Raw genomic sequence first — 16,523 nt, forward strand, 5'->3', positions numbered from 1 at the left:
CTTCCAACTCTTTAAGTTTTTTCTTGGTCTCGCGATATTCATCTTCAGTTAAAATGCCAAAGAATCAGCGATGTATTGACTACATTCAATAAACCATTTTAAGCATTAGCAATTCCAAAGCTTGCAACATCTACCTTGTTCAGCTTTGTAGAGTAGCTTTTTATACTTTTAAAGAAAATCAACTAGTAGCCGCTCATAAAGGGTGATGTACATGCTTCACATTGGAGTTGTTGGAGTTGGCAACATGGGCTTTCATCATGTGAGGATTTACTCAGAACTGGCAAAAGAAGGCAAAGTCGAGTTAGTCGGAGTGGCAGATGCCAACTTTGAAAGAGCCAAAGAGGTCGCGGAAAAGTTCAAGACGAGGGCTTTTGCAGATTACAGGAAGCTTATAAAGAAGGTCGATGCTGTCAGCATTGCCGTCCCGACTTCTCTCCACAGGCAAGTCGCCTTAGAGTTCATTGAGAATGGAGTTCACGTTTTAGTTGAGAAGCCCATTGCGGAGAGCATTGAGAGTGCCGAAGAGATAATCAAAGCTGCTAAAAACAAGGGTGTTGTTTTAATGGTCGGCCACGTGGAGAGGTTTAACCCTGGGGTTTTGAAGCTCAAGGAGGTCTTAGATGGGGGATTGATCGGCAAAATAGTAACTCTCACCGCAAAGCGTGTTGGGCCCTTGCCCCCGCAAATCAAGGACGTTGGAGTTATAGTGGATTTAGCTGTGCACGACATTGACGTTATGAGCTTTTTACTGGGAGATAAAGTTAAGAGCGTCTATGCGAGAGCCGGAAGTGCCAAGAACCCGCTCGAACTTGAGGATTACGCCATAATAATGCTGAACTTTGGAGATGCTACGGGGATTGTTGAGACCAACTGGCTAACCCCCCACAAGGTTAGAACCTTAAGCGTGGTGGGGACTGAGGGAATAGCCAAGCTAGACTACATCACTCAAAAGCTAGTCATATACAACCACGAATGGGTCAAAGAGGCAAAGGTAAACGTTAAGGAGCCCTTAAGGAACGAACTCGAGCACTTCGTTGAGTGCGTTGAGACGGGAAGAGGCCCTTGGTCTCTGGGGAAGATGGCCTCCATGCGCTAAAAGTTGCGATAAAGGCCTTGGAAAGTGCAAGAAGCGCAAAGGCCCTAGATGTTTGAGGCAGTTCAGAACTTTTAAGTTTGTATTTCTCTTTCTTCACCTGTATGAGAAAGAAGTTAAGGAGAAGGAGAGTTTAAAACTTTGAGAATTGCTTTTTCATCCAATATTACTGCATCTTCAGGAGCATTTTTGATCTTTTTGGCTGATATAAGATAATATGCCTCTCCTTTCCACCCCGTGAGCTTAACCTTCTTTTTCAGCTCTTCAACGAGTTTTTCTCCATTGATCGCTTTTTTCTTCCATTTACATTCTCCAAAAATGGCTTTTTTTCTATCTCTGCTGAGAGCGACTATGTCTATTTCATAAACCTTGCGCTTTCCTTCCTCTCTATAATAACCCCAGTGTCGCCCTACCTCCGTGAATTTAAATGGGAGCTTGTTTTCACGGTTTAGTATCCACAACAGCTCTCTGCATATAAAGTCAAACCTTCTTCCGACATACTCGGGTAGCATGGAGATTACTTCTTCTCCAAGGTCTTCGCGCATTGCTTCGTATTCGCTCAGCCTTGGATGAATAAAGCGGAACCAGAAATTAATCAGGGGATGATTTATATAGAGCACTCTTTCCTTTCCCAGAACTGCCCGGTCATATGAGAGAAGCTTAAAATACTCAATCAGCTCTTTCAGCTGTCTTGTCAGTGATGTCTCTTCTCTGTTCATATAACCCGCTATTTTGCTTATTGATGTGGCCCCATTTGCCACGGCCTCAAGAATATCATAATAAACCCCCGATCGTCTACCGAACTCCAGAGAAAGTATTTTTGGTATTTCATCCTCTAAAGGAGCGGATGGTGTGAAAAAGAGATTTTTAACTATCTCTCCTGCGCTTCTTCCTTCAAGGCCCTCATCTTCGATTGTAACATAGTATTTCGGGAAGCCTCCAAAGATAGAGTAAAGACTTATGAAATCATCAAGACTCTCTAGTTTGAGCTCTTTCGCCATTTCGTATGCGCCTTTGATTCCAAGTTCTTTCAAATGGATTTTCCGCTTTATTCTCCCATAAAGCGACTCTTTGGAGTCTTTAAAAAGCTTCTCAATGAGTCCTATGGTGGAACCAGTGAAAATAAACATAATGCCTCCTCTATTTTCGTTCATGTCTATCAGCCTTTGAAGAGTTGGAATCACTGATGGATCGACTTTTTGGAATTCTTGAAACTCGTCAAACGCAACTACGCCGTTGAACCTCTCGAAGAGAACTTCAAAGAACTCATCCCACGTTGAGATGTGTTCATACCTTGTTATTATCCCTTTCTTTCTTAAGATTTCCTCGTACTCCCTCAGGAGGGATTCCGAGGTTTTTGTTCTGTTAACAAAAAGGTATAGATCATTTTCCTCTAAAAATTCGAGGAGAAGTCTCGTTTTTCCAACCCGTCTCATTCCATAAATCACAATGGTGTAGAGCTTTTTCTTTGAAAGCTCTCTAGCCTTTTGAAGCATCGCAATCTCATGCTCCCTGTTGATGAAGCGCATTATATTCACCTACTGAATAATTCACTAACTGAATATAAAAATTTTGCCTTTTTGAAAGCCCCAGGACTTGGGGAGAAGAGTGAGTGTATAAGTCTCTAGGTCTGTGGCTCGTGTCAACCTCTAGGTTTACACGCGAGTGTACATTTTTGATCCCTCCGAAAGGTTTAACCACCCACATTTGTCCTGCCCAGCGGTGGTTGCAATGAAGTACCACAAAAATCTGTCTTCCCGGGCAAACACAACATCCCAAAGGACTGACTCAGCAACTACCACCCAAAAAGAAAGCCCGAAAAAGAACGAAAGCTCCAGCACAAAAGCCGAAAAAAGAAAAACCAGAATTCTCTACGTGCCGCTCGATGAGGACATCTACAAAGCTTTTGGCAAAGTAGTCAGGGAAGGAGTCATAAGTGCCAAAACATACTCGGAGGTAGGGAACTATTTAGTCATATATTTCCTTGAGCTCATCGACGAACTCGGCTGCTACATGGAGCGGGGAGGAAACGTCGTAGGCATGCTCCTCTTCCGTGACGACGCCCCTGACCTTGGCTCAGTGTCCGCGGTTGTTTACGATATAATCCGCTCAGTCGCGTACGATCCAGATAAGAAGAGGGAGTTTCTAAAGCTCGTCAAAGAAATTCGAAAAGTACTTGTCGAGAAGGGCTACGAGATGAGCGACTGTGCGCTTGAGGAAGCCGGGTGGTAGGTTCTACGGTCTCTGTTTTAACTATATTTAGCTGTAAATTTTTCACTGACCGAAAGATTTAACCACCTTTTCCCTCGGGTTGTGTGAGGTGCTGCAATGAAAGCAGAACAACTGACCTCCTCCCCGCCCTAAAGGGCGAGGCTTTCAAAAGAAAAAAGTAACAGTAAAAGAAGTGCAATGTTTAAATAGTCACAGCATGTATGTGTAGATGGGTGGAATTATGAAGAGAGTAGAGAGCAGAATCGGAGTTTTGGGGGGCAAGCCTGTAATCAAAGGTACGAGGATGCCTGTGTACCTTATCTTAGAGCTCCTAGGGGCGGGACTTACCATCGAGGATATCCTCAAGGAGTATCCTGAACTAACTAGGGAAGATGTCCTTGAAGCTATTAAATTTGCATCAAAACTTGCAAAGGTGGAGATCATTGATGCGATATCTCCTTGACGAGAACATCCCGTTATCGTTATATAAGATGCTACAAGAAAAGTACGATGTCAAAAGAGTCCAGGAAATACGGAGGGGCTTATCTGATAGGGAAGTCTTAAGGATAGCAAGAAGAGAAGGGCGTGTTCTAGTTACTTTAGATAAAGACTTCGCCAGCCTTCAAGAAAATTGACCGTTGTGCTGGTTGATACCTATCCCTGCCTTGGGAGGTCACAGAAGTGTTCATGAATAACATTAAAATAATCGAGGAGAACCTTGGAAAGCTTATAATAATGAAGAAGGACAAAGTTATTATTCTTTGACACATATTAAAGCCGTGCTCTATGTGAAGGAGAAGGGAAGGATAGGGAATAAAGAATATCAAAAGTTGTTTGGGGTATCAGAGGCTACTGCTACAAAGGATTTAAAAAGAACTGGTTAAAGAGAGATATTTGGAAAAATTGGAGCAACTGGAAGGGGCACTTATTACAAATTAAAGCCCTCAAAGCCCTCATAATGCCATCATAGTCGAAGGTGAAGCCCATGAGCGAGGCAAGTCAAGCACTCCAAAAGATCGCCAGGGGAACGGGAATCGTCTTCGCCGGGACTGTTATTTCAATGTTTTTTGGGTTCTTAAGCAGGGCTGTAATAGCAAGGTACTTTTCTATTGGGGAGTATGGGGTGTTTAACTTAGCTTTGACTGTTCTAAGCATCGCACTCGTTATCGCCACGTTGGGCTTCCAAAATGTGCCACCAAGATTTTAACATTGAGTGAAGTTTTAAAACATCACTTTATAGTGAAATTCAAGGGGTGTAAAAGGGAATGATGAAATTCATACGGCAGGAGCTCAAAAACCTCAAAAGTCCGCTCTACAGGAACTCAATCTACATCTCAGCGTCCTCAATGATAACAGCCGTTGCGGGCTTCATCTTTTGGAACGTTGCGGCTAGGCTCTATTCCCCTGAAGATGTTGGGGTCGCCTCTGCTTTGGTGTCGGCGATAAACCTCGTCTTCACAGTGTCTCTGCTCGGCCTGAACTTTTCATTAATCCGCTTCTATCCCGAGTACAGGGAGCGAGCCGTGGGGAGCTCCCTCATCCTGGCGCTCGCCGCCTCCGTGGTGGCCTCAACGGCGTACGTTCTGGTAATGGGGAAATCCGATTCATTAGGGAAGCTTTTTTCATTCAAGTTCCTGTTGCTGTTCGTGCTTTTCTCCATGACCGGAACCGCGTATAACGTGCTCTCAACGTACGCGATAGTGAAGAGAAAGGCCGAACACAGCTTCGTCCAGAGCATTCTCTTTTCCTTGAGGTTTTTGTTTCTCTTTGCTCTCGTGTCTCTCGGTGCCCTGGGGATAGTAAGCGCCTTCGGGCTGGGGCTAGCTCTGGGAGTTCTCTATGGCATCATTGCCGTCGACGGCATAAGGTTCAAACCGGATGTTGAGTACCTGAAATCTTCCCTCAAGTTCTCCCTCGGCAACTACGTAGCGAGCCTTGCAAACAGCGCACCGAACTATTTAATGCCAACGCTGATCCTGACCATGCTCGGCAAGGAGGAGACGGCATACTTTTACATAGCCTTCGCGGTCGGGAATCTGATACTATTTGTGCCCAATGCGATAAACACGTCCTTCTTCGTCGAGGGAAGCTACGGGCTTAAGGATATGAGAAGAACTTTGAAAAAAGCGGTGGCGTTTAGCTACCTGTACCTCACCGCCGCAACGGTCTTTGTCTGGCTCTTCGGAGGATTAATCTTGAGATTCTTCGGGGAGGAGTACGTCAACGGCCTCAAGCTCCTGAGGCTGATGGTTCTTGGGGGATTCTTCGTTGTCCCGGTGAATTTTTCAATAAGCGTGCTCAACATAGGGAAGAGAGTGAGGGAGGTAGTTGGAATAAACGTTCTAAAGGCGGTGCTGTTTTTGGGATTGAGCTATCTGCTCGTGCCGAAGCTCGGGATTGAGGGCGTAGGAATTGGACTTATTATTGCTCAAGTTCTTGGGATGTTTTGCGCCATTCTCTTTCTACTTATTTGAGCTTGTTACTGCTACCTCATCAAAATCCACATTTTACTGGAATATATCCTGTTAGATATAACCGCATAAATGGGATACACATCACTATCCGTAAATGATATAGAAACAAATCTCAATCCTGAGGTATCCCAAATACCTACTACATACTTGTTATACACGGTACACTGGGTGTCAACATAGATATACTCGCCTTCCAACGGACGGGGTATTGGTTTAATACGATGTTTCATAGCAAAGATCAACCCATAACCTGCGGCAGATCCCCGTTCAACAGCGACGGAATCAATATTCTGCCGAACAAACAGAGCTCCTTGATATTCATCCAATGTTGTCCAAGTTTTCTGCTGAGAAACATTCCATGTAATAGCAGGATTGTTAGAACTTCCAAGAAACAGATATTGGAGTGAATGAGTGTTAACCAAGATTAAAACGAAGAAAAACGAAACCAATAACAATCTTTTAAACCGACGATTCGTTGTGATCTTTGACAAACTTTTAGAGAGTCCAATTCCAAATATTGGAGCCCACACAAACATAGTTGTAAAACTTAATCTAAGCAACCCTATCCCACCCGCATATCCAATAATAGGCAGTATATACGCAATAAATGCTACTACCAAATAACAAGGCAAGAACCCACTTTCTTTTTTTAGATGATTGAACGACAAAAAGAAAAAACCAACAAAGGCAATTAGTAGTGTGGCTCCATAAACTATCATAGTAATAACCCACGAAGGGTCAGAGCTTCCCGAGGATATTGCATAGCTAACCCCCGAAAGGTCGAATAACCCATTTAAGATCAAAAAGGTACGATACAGTACCTGAATTCCTCCAATAAAAGGATATGAAAGGAACAATATTCCATACCAGAATACCCATAACATTATCATCAGGTACGTAAAATACCCAAAGTGTTTATTGTTCTTTATTGCCGTCCCATGCGAACACCCAAGATGTACTAACAAAATAGCAGAAATAGCCAGAGCAACATAAATAGCCGCAGTAGTGTAATGGGAGGTGACTATCGAAAAAGCCAGAAGGGGATAAATTAACACAAATCTAAGGGATTGGAAATTCCGCTTAATAAGTATTAAATACAGGGTTATTATAAGTAAAAACTTAGCAAACTCAGAACGGGGGACGTTGGGCATCATATACCACATTGCCGGAAAAGAGATAATATATAGCACTGACCAAAATGCAATATCTCTATCCAGATACATCCTGTAGATTTTAAAAAGTATGACCGGAACAAGTGAAAATATCAGGTTGGGTATTATCTTTAATAAATAGATCAAGTTCATACCGGACAACATAGACAATATTGGCATTAAGATAACAATAGGAAGAACAAAATTGTAGCTAAATGTAGTCCTATTGGGGTCCCAATGGCCGTTAATAAGAGTGAGCTTAGAGTAATACCAAGCATTGTAGATATCCCCACTACCATTAAGTATTCCAACAAGACTATAGCTTAGGAGCATCCCTGCTGAGAACAGATAGATAAGTACCATTATATTAGCGTCCGAAGGAGCAATATACAAGAACACAGGCATTAAAGCCATTAGTAAGTAGCAAAGAACACAATAGGGAGAAGGTTTTTGAATGATTGCAATCAATAAAAGCGCTAAAATTAAACATTCAATGCTTATCAAACTTCTAATCAGCTTTTTATGCTTCATCGGAGTAACACCCCTTAATATCCCTTTAGCAATCTCCGCAACAGTAGTAAATAGTGCCGAGCCCTTAACTTAAAAGAACCCAAGGGTCTTGTATACCTAACTATGGAGCCAAATCCCTCTCTGCTAGTTAGCTCAATAATTTCTTTTCTAAGTGGAGGGACCTCCAAACTAGAGCCCAATAATCTTGGATTTTTCTTGGTGGCTGTACTAACAGATGTGATAGGATGTAATGTTATCCTTCCCAGTTTTTTAAGATTGTTCAGAATAATATCCCCTATAGAGGTATTCACCAGAATGACCGAGGTGCCCTCTTTATTGTATAATTTCTTCGGAATTCCCCAGAAGTCTCCAAGAGTTAAATCCGCATTCCTGGGTAACCGGTTAAATTTGCAATTGTAGCATGCCTTCTGGAGATAAAGATTCCTGAGGTAACCTGCAAAGAATGGATCTCCCCAGTGATGAACATTTTTAGAGCTACCATCTTCAAATGTTATTTGAATATTAAACTCGTCCCACGACTCTGCTTTGTGCCGAAAGTTGATACGAGAAAGTTTCTTTCCCTCCTTTTTGGACAGCCACTCCAAGTATTTGTCAAACACTACATACGATGGAACTCCATGGCATACAACTTCAACAGTAATCAGATTCGAATATTTACGACGAGTGAACTTCCTCAGTGCCGATACTTGGCAGGGAGTGCCCGAAAATAGAACCAGTGAACCACTTCTGACCTCTTTAAGAACCTCTTTATAGGATTTGCCCACGTTGCTGGGAAGGTACTTCGAGCCCATTATCAAAGGCAGATCTTCCAAACGGGTAACTTTTATATGCTTAACCCGGTTTGCTCCATCCCATGCAACTCCAAAGACACTCCCCCCCTCTTCAATTACATACCGAGCAAGTTCATAAAAGATTCCACCAGAAGAACTTTTGATTCTCACTTCTCTATCATTGGACCATCCAGCGTAAATAATTGGTTCACGAAGCCTATCTGGAATGAGGGAAGGAGAGATAACAGGGCAGAATTCTTGACAAACCCCACAATATGTACAGTTTTCGTTAATAATGGGAATGTAAAATCCTTCTCTGCTAATTTTCATCTCAATTGCATTATACGGACACGCATTATAACACCCAAAACATCCAGTACACTTATCTGTCCCTATCACGTCAATTGCTGGGGGGGCTTTCTGTCTTGGGAGAAGAGTACTCATTTGACATCTCCCTCCAGAGATTTTATTATCCTCCTTTCAATCCAATGAACCTGAGACAATGCTCTCCTTTTTTCTTTTAACACATTTAATCTTATAGTTTTTTTAATGGACATATAGTTGCTTCTGCAATATTCTATCTTGTTTAAAATCTCATCCACTATTTTTCCACTCTCCCACAAATCAGGGGTTGACTTGATAATTAATTGAGGGATACCTATCCGTTCTCCCAAAATAGCATCATACTTTATAGAGTACGAGATAGCCACGGCGATCCCTCCCAGTTGGAGAGTGGATATTGCCGCGTGCATCCTTCCAGTTATAGTTAGGAAACTGCGGCCCAAAATAATTCTCGCTTCCAAGGGGGAGATTACATCATGAATCAAAACCATAGGAACGTCTGGGGTTGAACTCGCAATATGACGAATGACATATGCATCACTTACATAAGAAGGATTGTGAACATGAGCTAATAAAACGATATCGTATTGAGGGTATCTATCATGAAGCGCTCTTATCACATGAATCCAAGCTTCATAGTACTTATCAAAATCTTCTGCGTATTTCATCCATAAACCAGATGGTACCAGTACAATATATCTTCTATCCCTTAATCCATATTTACCAAGTACACTACTATAATCTTGTGAGTGTTGTCGAGGTAAGTCCAAAAATGCTAAATCTGAACCCCTAAATACTGTGTCAGGGGCTAAACCTAGGGTGTCAACAGCATAAGAATAGGACCAATCATCCCTAACTGATATGAATGGCTCTCTTAAAAAGAATCTTGCAAATTTACGTTTCCATCCCGTAAACGGTCCAATTGTTTGACCAATCAAGAAAACCTTTTTTCTTCTGGATATCAACTTTAAATATGCCAATTCCATAAACAAACCTGGATTAAAATAATATTCAGAAAAAACATCTCCCCCGAGGTATATAATTATATTGTAAGTATTTCTTAGCAAGATTCGTGGTAGATATAGCAGATAGTAAATAAAATAATAGATAAGATACGAAAGTAGGCTTTTTTGTAATATTATTTTGGGGCTATGCACTTTGAGATTCAGTTTGTTCTCAAACAATGCATTTATTCGCCCCTCTGCGTCCTCAAAGCTAACATTTGGAGAATGAATTACCGAGATACTACCTATCTTCTTTGAAAAAGAGGATACTAGTGTAGTTAACATCATCTCCTCCCCATAATTAAACACATTCCAAATCCGGATCAGAGCCCTCATAAAACTTCCCCTCCTTTTAGCGGGTTTCCTATTTTTACTTTCTCATTGTTATAATGCATTTTTACTAGTTTATTAGCGTGGTATCCAAGTTTTTTCCTCGCCTTGGGATTCTTTATCAAATTCTCAACAGCCCTTATAAACTCTTCATCTACATCATCAACTATTATCGCATGCTTACCATTCACTAACTCTAACCCCTCAGCACCCTTCTTAGTCGTTACTATCGGTAAACCCACAACCATATAATCCAACATCTTAAGCTTAACACCTTCTCCGCTAATGAGAGGGACAACAGCTATATCACATTCTTGTAAAGTGCTGTAAACATTCTCCACAAAGCCCAAGGAATAAAGATTGTCTCTCTCAATTTTTGGAACGCCCTTTCCAAAGATGATAAACTTGAAATTTTTGTATTGCTTCAATTTGGGAACAAGCTCTCTCACTATTATATCAATTGCTTCCCTATTTTGTACTGTTCTGTAGATTCCATGGAATACTGCCAGAATTTGAGATTTATCCCTTTTTAAAGCTCCTTTTCTTCTTTTTGGATAGCTACTGTAATTAATAAGTGGGGGCAAGACTCGTATTTTCTCCGGATACACTCTATACTCCTCGACAAACTTTCTCTTATTCTCCCAACTTATGGCCAGTGTGCAGTCAGCATATCTCAAGGCAAGCTTTTCAATCCATCCAATTGTTACAATGTAAAACAGCTTAATGAATGCTGGAATAGACTTATCTTTGCTTATTATTTTTGCATACTCTTTCTCCACATTGTGAGAGTCTTGGATGATGAAAGATTTAAGCCCAAATATCTTTTTGGCGATCAGCCATGTAGAAAAGAGCCCCCACGGCTGGCTTACTAAAATGATTGATGGAGAATACTTCTTCAGAATCTTAAAAAGCTTAGATTGGTAAAACGGATTTAGTGAGAGAAAATATGAGCCCAAACGCATATTTTTTATTTTTATGAAGTCAAACGCATAAAAATATTCTCTAATGATATTTCCTTGGTCATCTTCTTTTTTTAAATCGGAGGGTTCCAATACTATAACCTCTCTATCCTTACCAGCAAGGATCCCAGCAATTGACGACACTCTGCTTTCAACGCCCTCAGTGGGATTTTCGTTTAATCTAACCTTTGTATGGGGAGATATAATAAGTATCGTAGATAATTTTTCAGTTTCTGAACAGGACATCTTTATTCATCCCCGATCTCTCATTTCCCGTATCATCCTCTTCAACTCAGCCATACTCTTAAACATGTAGCTCATCACGAACCCAACGGCTATGAACTGCACGCCTCCGAGCACGAGGATGGCAACTACGATCGCAAGCAAATCGTGAGGAACACGATGAAGCCACTCGTAAACCACATAAATCCCTGTGATCAAACCCAGCAACAAGAAAATGCCACCAAGGAAGTAGAGGTACTTCGCAGGGTTGTATCTCACAAGCATCTCGATTATCGCCTTTCCAATCCTCCATCCGTCTTTTATTGGGTGGAGGTTTGCGTTCCCTTTCCTCTTGTAGTAATTTATCGGAACCTCTGCAATTCTGAAGCCCTTGGCTACTGTCTCAACCGTAAGCTCGGTCTCGACCTCAAAGCCGTGCTTCTCAAGCTCAACACTTTTGTAGAGGGCCTTTGTGAGAGCCCTGTAACCAGTAAGCATATCATAAACGGGAACACCGTACAGAAACCTGAAAAGGGCGTTGAATATTTTGTTTCCGATCAAATTAAGCTTTGTAAAAGCTCCTTTCTCAAAATTCATCAGCCTGTTTCCAATGACATGATCAGCAATGCCCCTCCTTATTGGCTCAAGGAGCTTTTCAATGTCCTTGGGGTCGTAGGTTCCATCACCGTCTATCATAACAACAACTTCGCTGTCTATCATTTTGAGTGCCTCAGCAACAGCCTGACCTTTGCCTTTTCCGGTCTGAAGGACGACCCTTGCGCCCTTTTCCTCTGCAATCTCTCGCGTCCTATCGGTGCTGTGCCCATCTATAACAAGGATGTTATTGTAGCCTAGCTTCTTGAACTCGTCAATTACCCATCCTATGCCTTCCTCTTCGTTCTTTGTTGGTATCAGTATGGTCACATCTTCCGGTTTAATGTCCTTTTGATATCCCACTATGCTCCCTCCGCAATAATCAACGGTATATTCAAATACCTCGACCCAATAACTAAATCTGCCTCACCCTCCAAAATCGGCTTCAATAAGAGGGGAATCTCGTCGGGATTGTGCTGACCATCGGCATCAATAGTTACAATAACATCATAACCATTGGCTAAGGCATAACCAAAGCCCGTCTTTAACGCCGCTCCCTTCCCTTTGTTAACCTCATGCCTAATGACAATTGCACCTGCCTTTTGAGCGATCTCAGAAGTTCTATCTTTAGAGCCGTCATCAACAACAAGAACATCTCCATACTTTTTAGCGAGAGCAACGACTGACCCAATCGTCAGCTCTTCGTTATAAGCGGGAATTATTATGAGGGTTTTCATGCTATTCACCTTTCAGCTCTTCCAAAAATTCTTCCGGTCTCAATATTTTAAAGCAATGCTCTCTTATTTTGAATTCTCTTTTATCATCATCTCTCAAATCAAGCAGGTCTCTATCGAGGGTTATCAGATAATCCACTTTTGCTTCATACGCGACATCTAAAAATTTGTTGTCCTCATAATCTCTACAGAGATTAAAATTTTCTTTTGTATCAACAATTGATGAGTGTTTTTTGATCATCTCAAAGAACTTAACTGCAAAGCTCAGAGTGAAATATCCCTCAACGACTTTTTCAACAAGTGTTCTTCTGAACTCTTCCAAAGTTTCTTTGGAGGCATAATTCACAATCTTATCTAAAAGCATGAGCTCTACAATTTTAAAAGGTGAGGATTTCTTTGAAATCGCCGCTGAAATAAGAACTGAAGTGTCTACAACAGCCCTCTCCATTTTTTAAATGCCTCCCTGCTCTCCTTGATTTCTTCAAGCACTTCTTCCTCGGATTTCAGCTTTCCCTCTTTTCCCAGTCTTTCTCTCAAATCCTTAATCTCCTCTAAAAATTCTTCCTCGGAACTCTCAGCCCTGAGCTTGTCCCAGATGTCTAAGAGTGCTTTAATGAGAGAAAATTTAATGAATTCGGAAGTGTCTTTAAATATCCCCATCTCCACAAGCTTTTCAACTTCCTTCTCAAATGTCTCGGGAACTTCAACTGATATGGTTTTGGTCTTTATCAATAATCCCACCCCCTCTGTGTTTTGTGGACTTTAATACTTTAAAATTTTTCAATTCACCCCTTTAGTGTATTCCTCAATCCTCTCAATGGCTTCAAGCATGTCTTCAAGGAAAAGCCGGTAATCCCGTTTAGACATGGATAAGTTCCTTTTATGTATTTCCAGAGCTCGGGTTTTCTCATAACACCATTCTTTGTCACAAGATCAGCTTTTACTCCAAGGAGGCTTTCGAGATAATCTTTCAAGTCTACAATCTCCCAGCCAAGGGGCTCATAAAAGTCCACCAAAATGTCAACGTCACTCACTTCGCTCTGCTCTCCCCTAACGTAAGAGCCAAAAATCCCAATCTCCTTAACTTTAAACTTTCTCCTCAATTCCTCCTTATGCTCCCTCAAAATTTTCTCAATCTCTTCAAGTGTTTTCATGCTATTCACCTAAATCCTTCTTTAGCCTCTCAACATTGTCGATTAGCACTATCCCTTCTTTTTTGTATGCATCTTCAAACTGACCTCTCCTCCTGCCGTAAGAGATCTCTTGCATCTGGATTCTCCTTTAGATGTTCAATTAAGACACTTGAATCAGTAAAGGCTTGGAAGCTCTTCATACAGATCAACCTTCAGTTCTTTTGCTGATTTTTTGGTTTTTAATATTCCTTTTAGCGATCTAAAGCCTTTAATCAGCTCCTCTAAGTCTTCTTTTTCGATTAAGGTCTTGACAAAATTTTCTACCTCTCGCCTTACGAATTCCTCCATCCCATCCGGAACGTTGATTTTGATTACCACTTTTCCCACTTTTCTCACCATCAGTGGCTATGTTATCCTTTCAAAAATAAAAGCCTTGTCCCTTAATATTAGTTAGTCTCCTCATGACAGGACCGAGTTTAATTCCAAGCAGATCACTCAGTGTAGTATTTTACTATAACAGATTTTTAAAAGTTTTTCATTAAATTAATGGAAGATTTTGAGAGGATATCAAAAAGTTTTGTTGTGTCATAAGACCCTAAACTTCATGAATCTTAACATAACTTGTAACACTTTGCACCAAACGTTCTCACCCTTTCCTAAACACTCCCCTGTCAACTATTTTCTTACCCACAGCGTAAGCATATCTTATCACGGTACCGTTAACCTCACTCGGTAGCTCGAACTCTTCCAAGCCCTTAACACCATACCACTTCTCAAACACTTTTGTCCCATTATCAAGGAACCCCCATATGCCGAGCCCTGTCCCCGTGGCGTTCTCGAAGTGGAACATTACTCTGCTGTTAGTTTTTTCAACCTCAACGTTGGGATGTCTGAGCTTAAGTATCTTTATAACCCCTCCATCAGAGTAAACCAGCTCATAAGGCTCTTCAGGCCTTATAAAAAGCCTTGCAAGGGTTGTGTTGAGGGTTTCTTCGTTCATAAGCACAGCATACTTGTAGTTGAGGTTGATGTAGAGGTAAGCGTTGGAGTTCGAGGATGTTAAGTTCGGCCTAATGATTTCCCCCTTGTATTCAACGTAAACTTCCCTTGGAGTCAACGCTTGCCCATTGGCATTTATTACAACATTCCACTCTTCGCCGGGCTTTGCTATAACCCTGTATCCTCCCCTCTCAAACACTAGCGCTCCAATGGAAGAGGTCATGGGAAGGAGAACGAGTCCATAGCTTTCACTCACGTTGTATTTTGGATGTCTCTTTGCAGTATCAACTATAGCGCCAAACTTGAGGAAATCGTAATAGGAAACGATAACATAATCAACTCCTAAGCTCATCACCCAGTTTTCATCGAGCTTGCCTAAGTAGTACAAAGCGACTCCTGTGTTCGGGCTTCCCTGAGCTATTGGAGACCTTCTAGCGTAATAAGTAACCCAGTGGCCGTAATCCCACCATGCCAAAATCACATCGTTTTCGTTTGAGTTCTCACCAAGCCACCTCAAAGCTTTCTCCCACTGTTCGTTCATAAAGGGCTTTTCTTTTGTAACACTATCAAGCCCAAAAGCTGTATTAACTCCAGGAATAATTACAAGAAGCCCCAGTGTCAGTGCAAGAGACTTCTTCCTATCCAAGCGGGACAAAACGCTATAGAGCTCCCATAATCCAACTCCAGCCATCAGCGCAATCGCCATCGAACCTATAAAGAGAAACCTCGTCCAGGTTTTGATCATATAGATGCTTGGCAAAACAAGCCCGAGGAACATAAAGTCCTGAACCTTCACTTCTCTCAGCCTAAACCTAAGGAAGAAGAGAGGGATAAGGAAGATGCTCAAGGCGAAGGCGTTCCATAGGTCATCGAAAGTAGAAGGTCGAGTCTCCGCTATCGGAGCCTCCTTAAAAATCCCAAACCCAGTAGACAGTTCCTTTAGAGCCTCGAATCTATAGAACAGCACAAACACACCTAAGATTGCCAATCCCACCAAAACTCCCACTCTCACTTTAATATCTTTAATGTATCTGCTGAGAATGAAGAGCAGTATTATGAAAGCGAGCGCCAGCGGGACTAAATATTTAATATGAATAATAAGGTAGGCATCCTTTATTGTGCCGAACTCAAGGGCAAGCTTCTCAGCAACTTTCTTACCAAGCTGATCATAACCCAGCATACCATAGCCATACTTTCCTCCCAAGGAGTTCGCTATAAAAGCTCCCACAACGGTTGAAGCAGCTAATGCCAGAGAATCAAAAAACTTCTCTTTTTCATCTAAAAGAAAGGCCCCAACAGCCAAGAAGACTGCGTTAGCTAGGAGAAAGACAAAAATTGGGTAATAAGCCTGCCAGAAGATGGCTGCAAAACCGCTTGCAAAAGCCAGGATAAGGTAAAAAGCAAACCTTTTATATCTAAGCTTTTCCCTCATGTAGAAAGCGTATGCAATTCCAAACAAAGCCACCGAATACCAGAAGAGCATGTAGTTGTCTCCCCTATAATAGTTTGCCATTGACCTAAAAATGTGCCCAAAGCTCACCGCAAGGAAAAGAGATGCAAAGAAAGCCCTTCTCTCATCGTAGAGCTTCAGCAAAGCCAAATAGAAAAACACTATCGTCAGAACCCCAAAGATTACGGGCGTTATCCTAAAAGCGTTATATAGAGAGACTCCAAAGGTCTTTAGCACTTTGTAAACGTAAGCGGGCGTCATCCATAGGCCAAGGGGATGGAAAGTCCTCACCTGATAGCCCCAAGGCCCACCGGCAATAGTAAAAAAGTTGAACCACTCACCAGCTTTCAACGCTTCCTCTATGTAAGCAAGATGAAAATACGGATCATAGCCGAGCATGTATTTAAATCTTAAAGGTATCAGCCTAAAGATCAAAGCTACAACCGTTATCAAAGGAAGTGCAATCTTGGGCTTGAAAACCCTCTCAAAGTCCATACCCACACCTGCCTAAAGCATCTCTAAATGT

The 16,523-nt window shown here is 41.7% G+C and carries 18 protein-coding genes; 6 read left to right on the forward strand and 12 right to left on the reverse strand.

Features of this window, described 5'->3' with window-relative positions:
• Nucleotides 1-211 precede the first annotated feature (211 nt).
• Nucleotides 212-1,096: a UDP-N-acetylglucosamine 3-dehydrogenase gene (locus OCC_RS04905; protein ID WP_004067316.1), complete on the forward strand. Its 885-nt coding sequence runs from the start codon at nucleotides 212-214 to the stop codon at nucleotides 1,094-1,096.
• Between the two features lie 113 nt (nucleotides 1,097-1,209).
• Here OCC_RS04905 and OCC_RS04910 read toward each other — a convergent pair whose 3' ends face one another.
• Entirely contained in the window at nucleotides 1,210-2,622 is a 1,413-nt protein-coding gene (locus OCC_RS04910; protein ID WP_004067315.1) for an ATP-binding protein, read from the reverse strand.
• Between the two features lie 202 nt (nucleotides 2,623-2,824).
• On the opposite strand from OCC_RS04910, the gene OCC_RS04915 reads away from it, so the two are divergent.
• The 5 genes from OCC_RS04915 to OCC_RS04935 all read left to right on the forward strand — a co-directional run bounded on the left by OCC_RS04915 (nucleotide 2,825) and on the right by OCC_RS04935 (nucleotide 5,778).
• Nucleotides 2,825-3,325, forward strand: a complete 501-nt coding sequence (locus OCC_RS04915) for a hypothetical protein (RefSeq protein ID WP_004067314.1) — start codon at nucleotides 2,825-2,827, stop codon at nucleotides 3,323-3,325.
• 208 nt (nucleotides 3,326-3,533) lie between these two features.
• Nucleotides 3,534-3,767, forward strand: coding sequence for a DUF433 domain-containing protein (locus OCC_RS04920; RefSeq protein ID WP_238565083.1), 234 nt, complete (start codon nucleotides 3,534-3,536; stop codon nucleotides 3,765-3,767).
• Nucleotides 3,751-3,939, forward strand: coding sequence for a DUF5615 family PIN-like protein (locus tag OCC_RS04925; protein ID WP_004067312.1), 189 nt, complete (start codon nucleotides 3,751-3,753; stop codon nucleotides 3,937-3,939). Before OCC_RS04920 ends, OCC_RS04925 begins: the two co-directional genes overlap by 17 nt.
• A gap of 350 nt (nucleotides 3,940-4,289) precedes the next feature.
• Complete coding sequence (locus OCC_RS04930; RefSeq protein ID WP_004067311.1) at nucleotides 4,290-4,511, forward strand: oligosaccharide flippase family protein; 222 nt, start codon at nucleotides 4,290-4,292, stop codon at nucleotides 4,509-4,511.
• Nucleotides 4,512-4,569: 58 nt separating this feature from the next.
• Nucleotides 4,570-5,778 (forward strand): lipopolysaccharide biosynthesis protein, encoded by a 1,209-nt coding sequence (locus OCC_RS04935; protein ID WP_004067310.1) that lies wholly within the window; start codon nucleotides 4,570-4,572, stop codon nucleotides 5,776-5,778.
• 11 nt (nucleotides 5,779-5,789) lie between these two features.
• Here OCC_RS04935 and OCC_RS04940 read toward each other — a convergent pair whose 3' ends face one another.
• The 11 genes from OCC_RS04940 to OCC_RS04990 form a co-directional block, all read right to left on the reverse strand.
• A complete protein-coding gene (locus OCC_RS04940; RefSeq protein ID WP_004067309.1) occupies nucleotides 5,790-7,460 on the reverse strand; it encodes a hypothetical protein in 1,671 nt (556 codons plus the stop codon).
• A gap of 14 nt (nucleotides 7,461-7,474) precedes the next feature.
• The gene (locus OCC_RS04945; protein ID WP_004067308.1) at nucleotides 7,475-8,674 is read right to left on the reverse strand and encodes a Coenzyme F420 hydrogenase/dehydrogenase, beta subunit C-terminal domain; all 1,200 of its coding nucleotides are present in this window, start codon (nucleotides 8,672-8,674) and stop codon (nucleotides 7,475-7,477) included.
• Nucleotides 8,671-9,912, reverse strand: a complete 1,242-nt coding sequence (locus OCC_RS04950) for a polysaccharide pyruvyl transferase family protein (RefSeq protein ID WP_004067307.1) — start codon at nucleotides 9,910-9,912, stop codon at nucleotides 8,671-8,673. The genes OCC_RS04945 and OCC_RS04950 overlap by 4 nt, the downstream gene beginning before the upstream one ends.
• Nucleotides 9,909-11,111, reverse strand: a complete 1,203-nt coding sequence (locus tag OCC_RS04955) for a glycosyltransferase (protein ID WP_004067306.1) — start codon at nucleotides 11,109-11,111, stop codon at nucleotides 9,909-9,911. Before OCC_RS04955 ends, OCC_RS04950 begins: the two co-directional genes overlap by 4 nt.
• A gap of 6 nt (nucleotides 11,112-11,117) precedes the next feature.
• A complete protein-coding gene (gene aglJ, locus OCC_RS04960; protein WP_004067305.1) occupies nucleotides 11,118-12,044 on the reverse strand; it encodes an S-layer glycoprotein N-glycosyltransferase AglJ in 927 nt (308 codons plus the stop codon).
• On the reverse strand, nucleotides 12,044-12,418 hold the full coding sequence (locus OCC_RS04965) for a glycosyltransferase family 2 protein (RefSeq protein ID WP_004067304.1): 375 nt from the start codon (nucleotides 12,416-12,418) through the stop codon (nucleotides 12,044-12,046). Before OCC_RS04965 ends, aglJ begins: the two co-directional genes overlap by 1 nt.
• 1 nt (nucleotide 12,419) lies before the next feature.
• Nucleotides 12,420-12,863, reverse strand: a complete 444-nt coding sequence (locus OCC_RS04970; RefSeq protein WP_004067303.1) for a putative toxin-antitoxin system toxin component, PIN family — start codon at nucleotides 12,861-12,863, stop codon at nucleotides 12,420-12,422.
• Complete coding sequence (locus tag OCC_RS04975; protein WP_004067302.1) at nucleotides 12,845-13,147, reverse strand: hypothetical protein; 303 nt, start codon at nucleotides 13,145-13,147, stop codon at nucleotides 12,845-12,847. The genes OCC_RS04970 and OCC_RS04975 overlap by 19 nt, the downstream gene beginning before the upstream one ends.
• A gap of 53 nt (nucleotides 13,148-13,200) precedes the next feature.
• Entirely contained in the window at nucleotides 13,201-13,569 is a 369-nt protein-coding gene (locus OCC_RS04980) for a nucleotidyltransferase family protein (RefSeq protein WP_004067301.1), read from the reverse strand.
• A 153-nt stretch (nucleotides 13,570-13,722) separates the two neighbouring features.
• Nucleotides 13,723-13,947 (reverse strand): hypothetical protein, encoded by a 225-nt coding sequence (locus OCC_RS04985; RefSeq protein WP_148290408.1) that lies wholly within the window; start codon nucleotides 13,945-13,947, stop codon nucleotides 13,723-13,725.
• Between the two features lie 247 nt (nucleotides 13,948-14,194).
• Nucleotides 14,195-16,492 (reverse strand): STT3 domain-containing protein, encoded by a 2,298-nt coding sequence (locus tag OCC_RS04990; RefSeq protein ID WP_020953668.1) that lies wholly within the window; start codon nucleotides 16,490-16,492, stop codon nucleotides 14,195-14,197.
• Nucleotides 16,493-16,523 lie beyond the last annotated feature (31 nt).

Origin of the sequence: Thermococcus litoralis DSM 5473 (assembly GCF_000246985.2) — an archaeon.
GTDB classification, from domain to species: domain Archaea; phylum Methanobacteriota_B; class Thermococci; order Thermococcales; family Thermococcaceae; genus Thermococcus_A; species Thermococcus_A litoralis.

Excerpts from the sequence above, each read along its gene's own strand:
- OCC_RS04920 (WP_238565083.1), top strand. The coding sequence starts at position 3,534 with ATGGGTGGAATTATGAAGAGAGTAGAGAGCAGAATCGGAGTTTTGGGG.
- OCC_RS04910 (WP_004067315.1), bottom strand. The coding sequence starts at position 2,622 with ATGCGCTTCATCAACAGGGAGCATGAGATTGCGATGCTTCAAAAGGCT.
- OCC_RS04945 (WP_004067308.1), bottom strand. The coding sequence starts at position 8,674 with ATGAGTACTCTTCTCCCAAGACAGAAAGCCCCCCCAGCAATTGACGTG.
- OCC_RS04955 (WP_004067306.1), bottom strand. The coding sequence starts at position 11,111 with ATGTCCTGTTCAGAAACTGAAAAATTATCTACGATACTTATTATATCT.
- OCC_RS04940 (WP_004067309.1), bottom strand. The coding sequence starts at position 7,460 with ATGAAGCATAAAAAGCTGATTAGAAGTTTGATAAGCATTGAATGTTTA.
- OCC_RS04950 (WP_004067307.1), bottom strand. The coding sequence starts at position 9,912 with ATGAGGGCTCTGATCCGGATTTGGAATGTGTTTAATTATGGGGAGGAG.
- OCC_RS04990 (WP_020953668.1), bottom strand. The coding sequence starts at position 16,492 with ATGGACTTTGAGAGGGTTTTCAAGCCCAAGATTGCACTTCCTTTGATA.
- OCC_RS04980 (WP_004067301.1), bottom strand. The coding sequence starts at position 13,569 with ATGAAAACACTTGAAGAGATTGAGAAAATTTTGAGGGAGCATAAGGAG.
- OCC_RS04985 (WP_148290408.1), bottom strand. The coding sequence starts at position 13,947 with ATGGTGAGAAAAGTGGGAAAAGTGGTAATCAAAATCAACGTTCCGGAT.
- OCC_RS04905 (WP_004067316.1), top strand. The coding sequence starts at position 212 with ATGCTTCACATTGGAGTTGTTGGAGTTGGCAACATGGGCTTTCATCAT.
- OCC_RS04965 (WP_004067304.1), bottom strand. The coding sequence starts at position 12,418 with ATGAAAACCCTCATAATAATTCCCGCTTATAACGAAGAGCTGACGATT.
- OCC_RS04915 (WP_004067314.1), top strand. The coding sequence starts at position 2,825 with ATGAAGTACCACAAAAATCTGTCTTCCCGGGCAAACACAACATCCCAA.
- OCC_RS04925 (WP_004067312.1), top strand. The coding sequence starts at position 3,751 with ATGCGATATCTCCTTGACGAGAACATCCCGTTATCGTTATATAAGATG.
- OCC_RS04970 (WP_004067303.1), bottom strand. The coding sequence starts at position 12,863 with ATGGAGAGGGCTGTTGTAGACACTTCAGTTCTTATTTCAGCGGCGATT.
- OCC_RS04935 (WP_004067310.1), top strand. The coding sequence starts at position 4,570 with ATGATGAAATTCATACGGCAGGAGCTCAAAAACCTCAAAAGTCCGCTC.
- OCC_RS04930 (WP_004067311.1), top strand. The coding sequence starts at position 4,290 with ATGAGCGAGGCAAGTCAAGCACTCCAAAAGATCGCCAGGGGAACGGGA.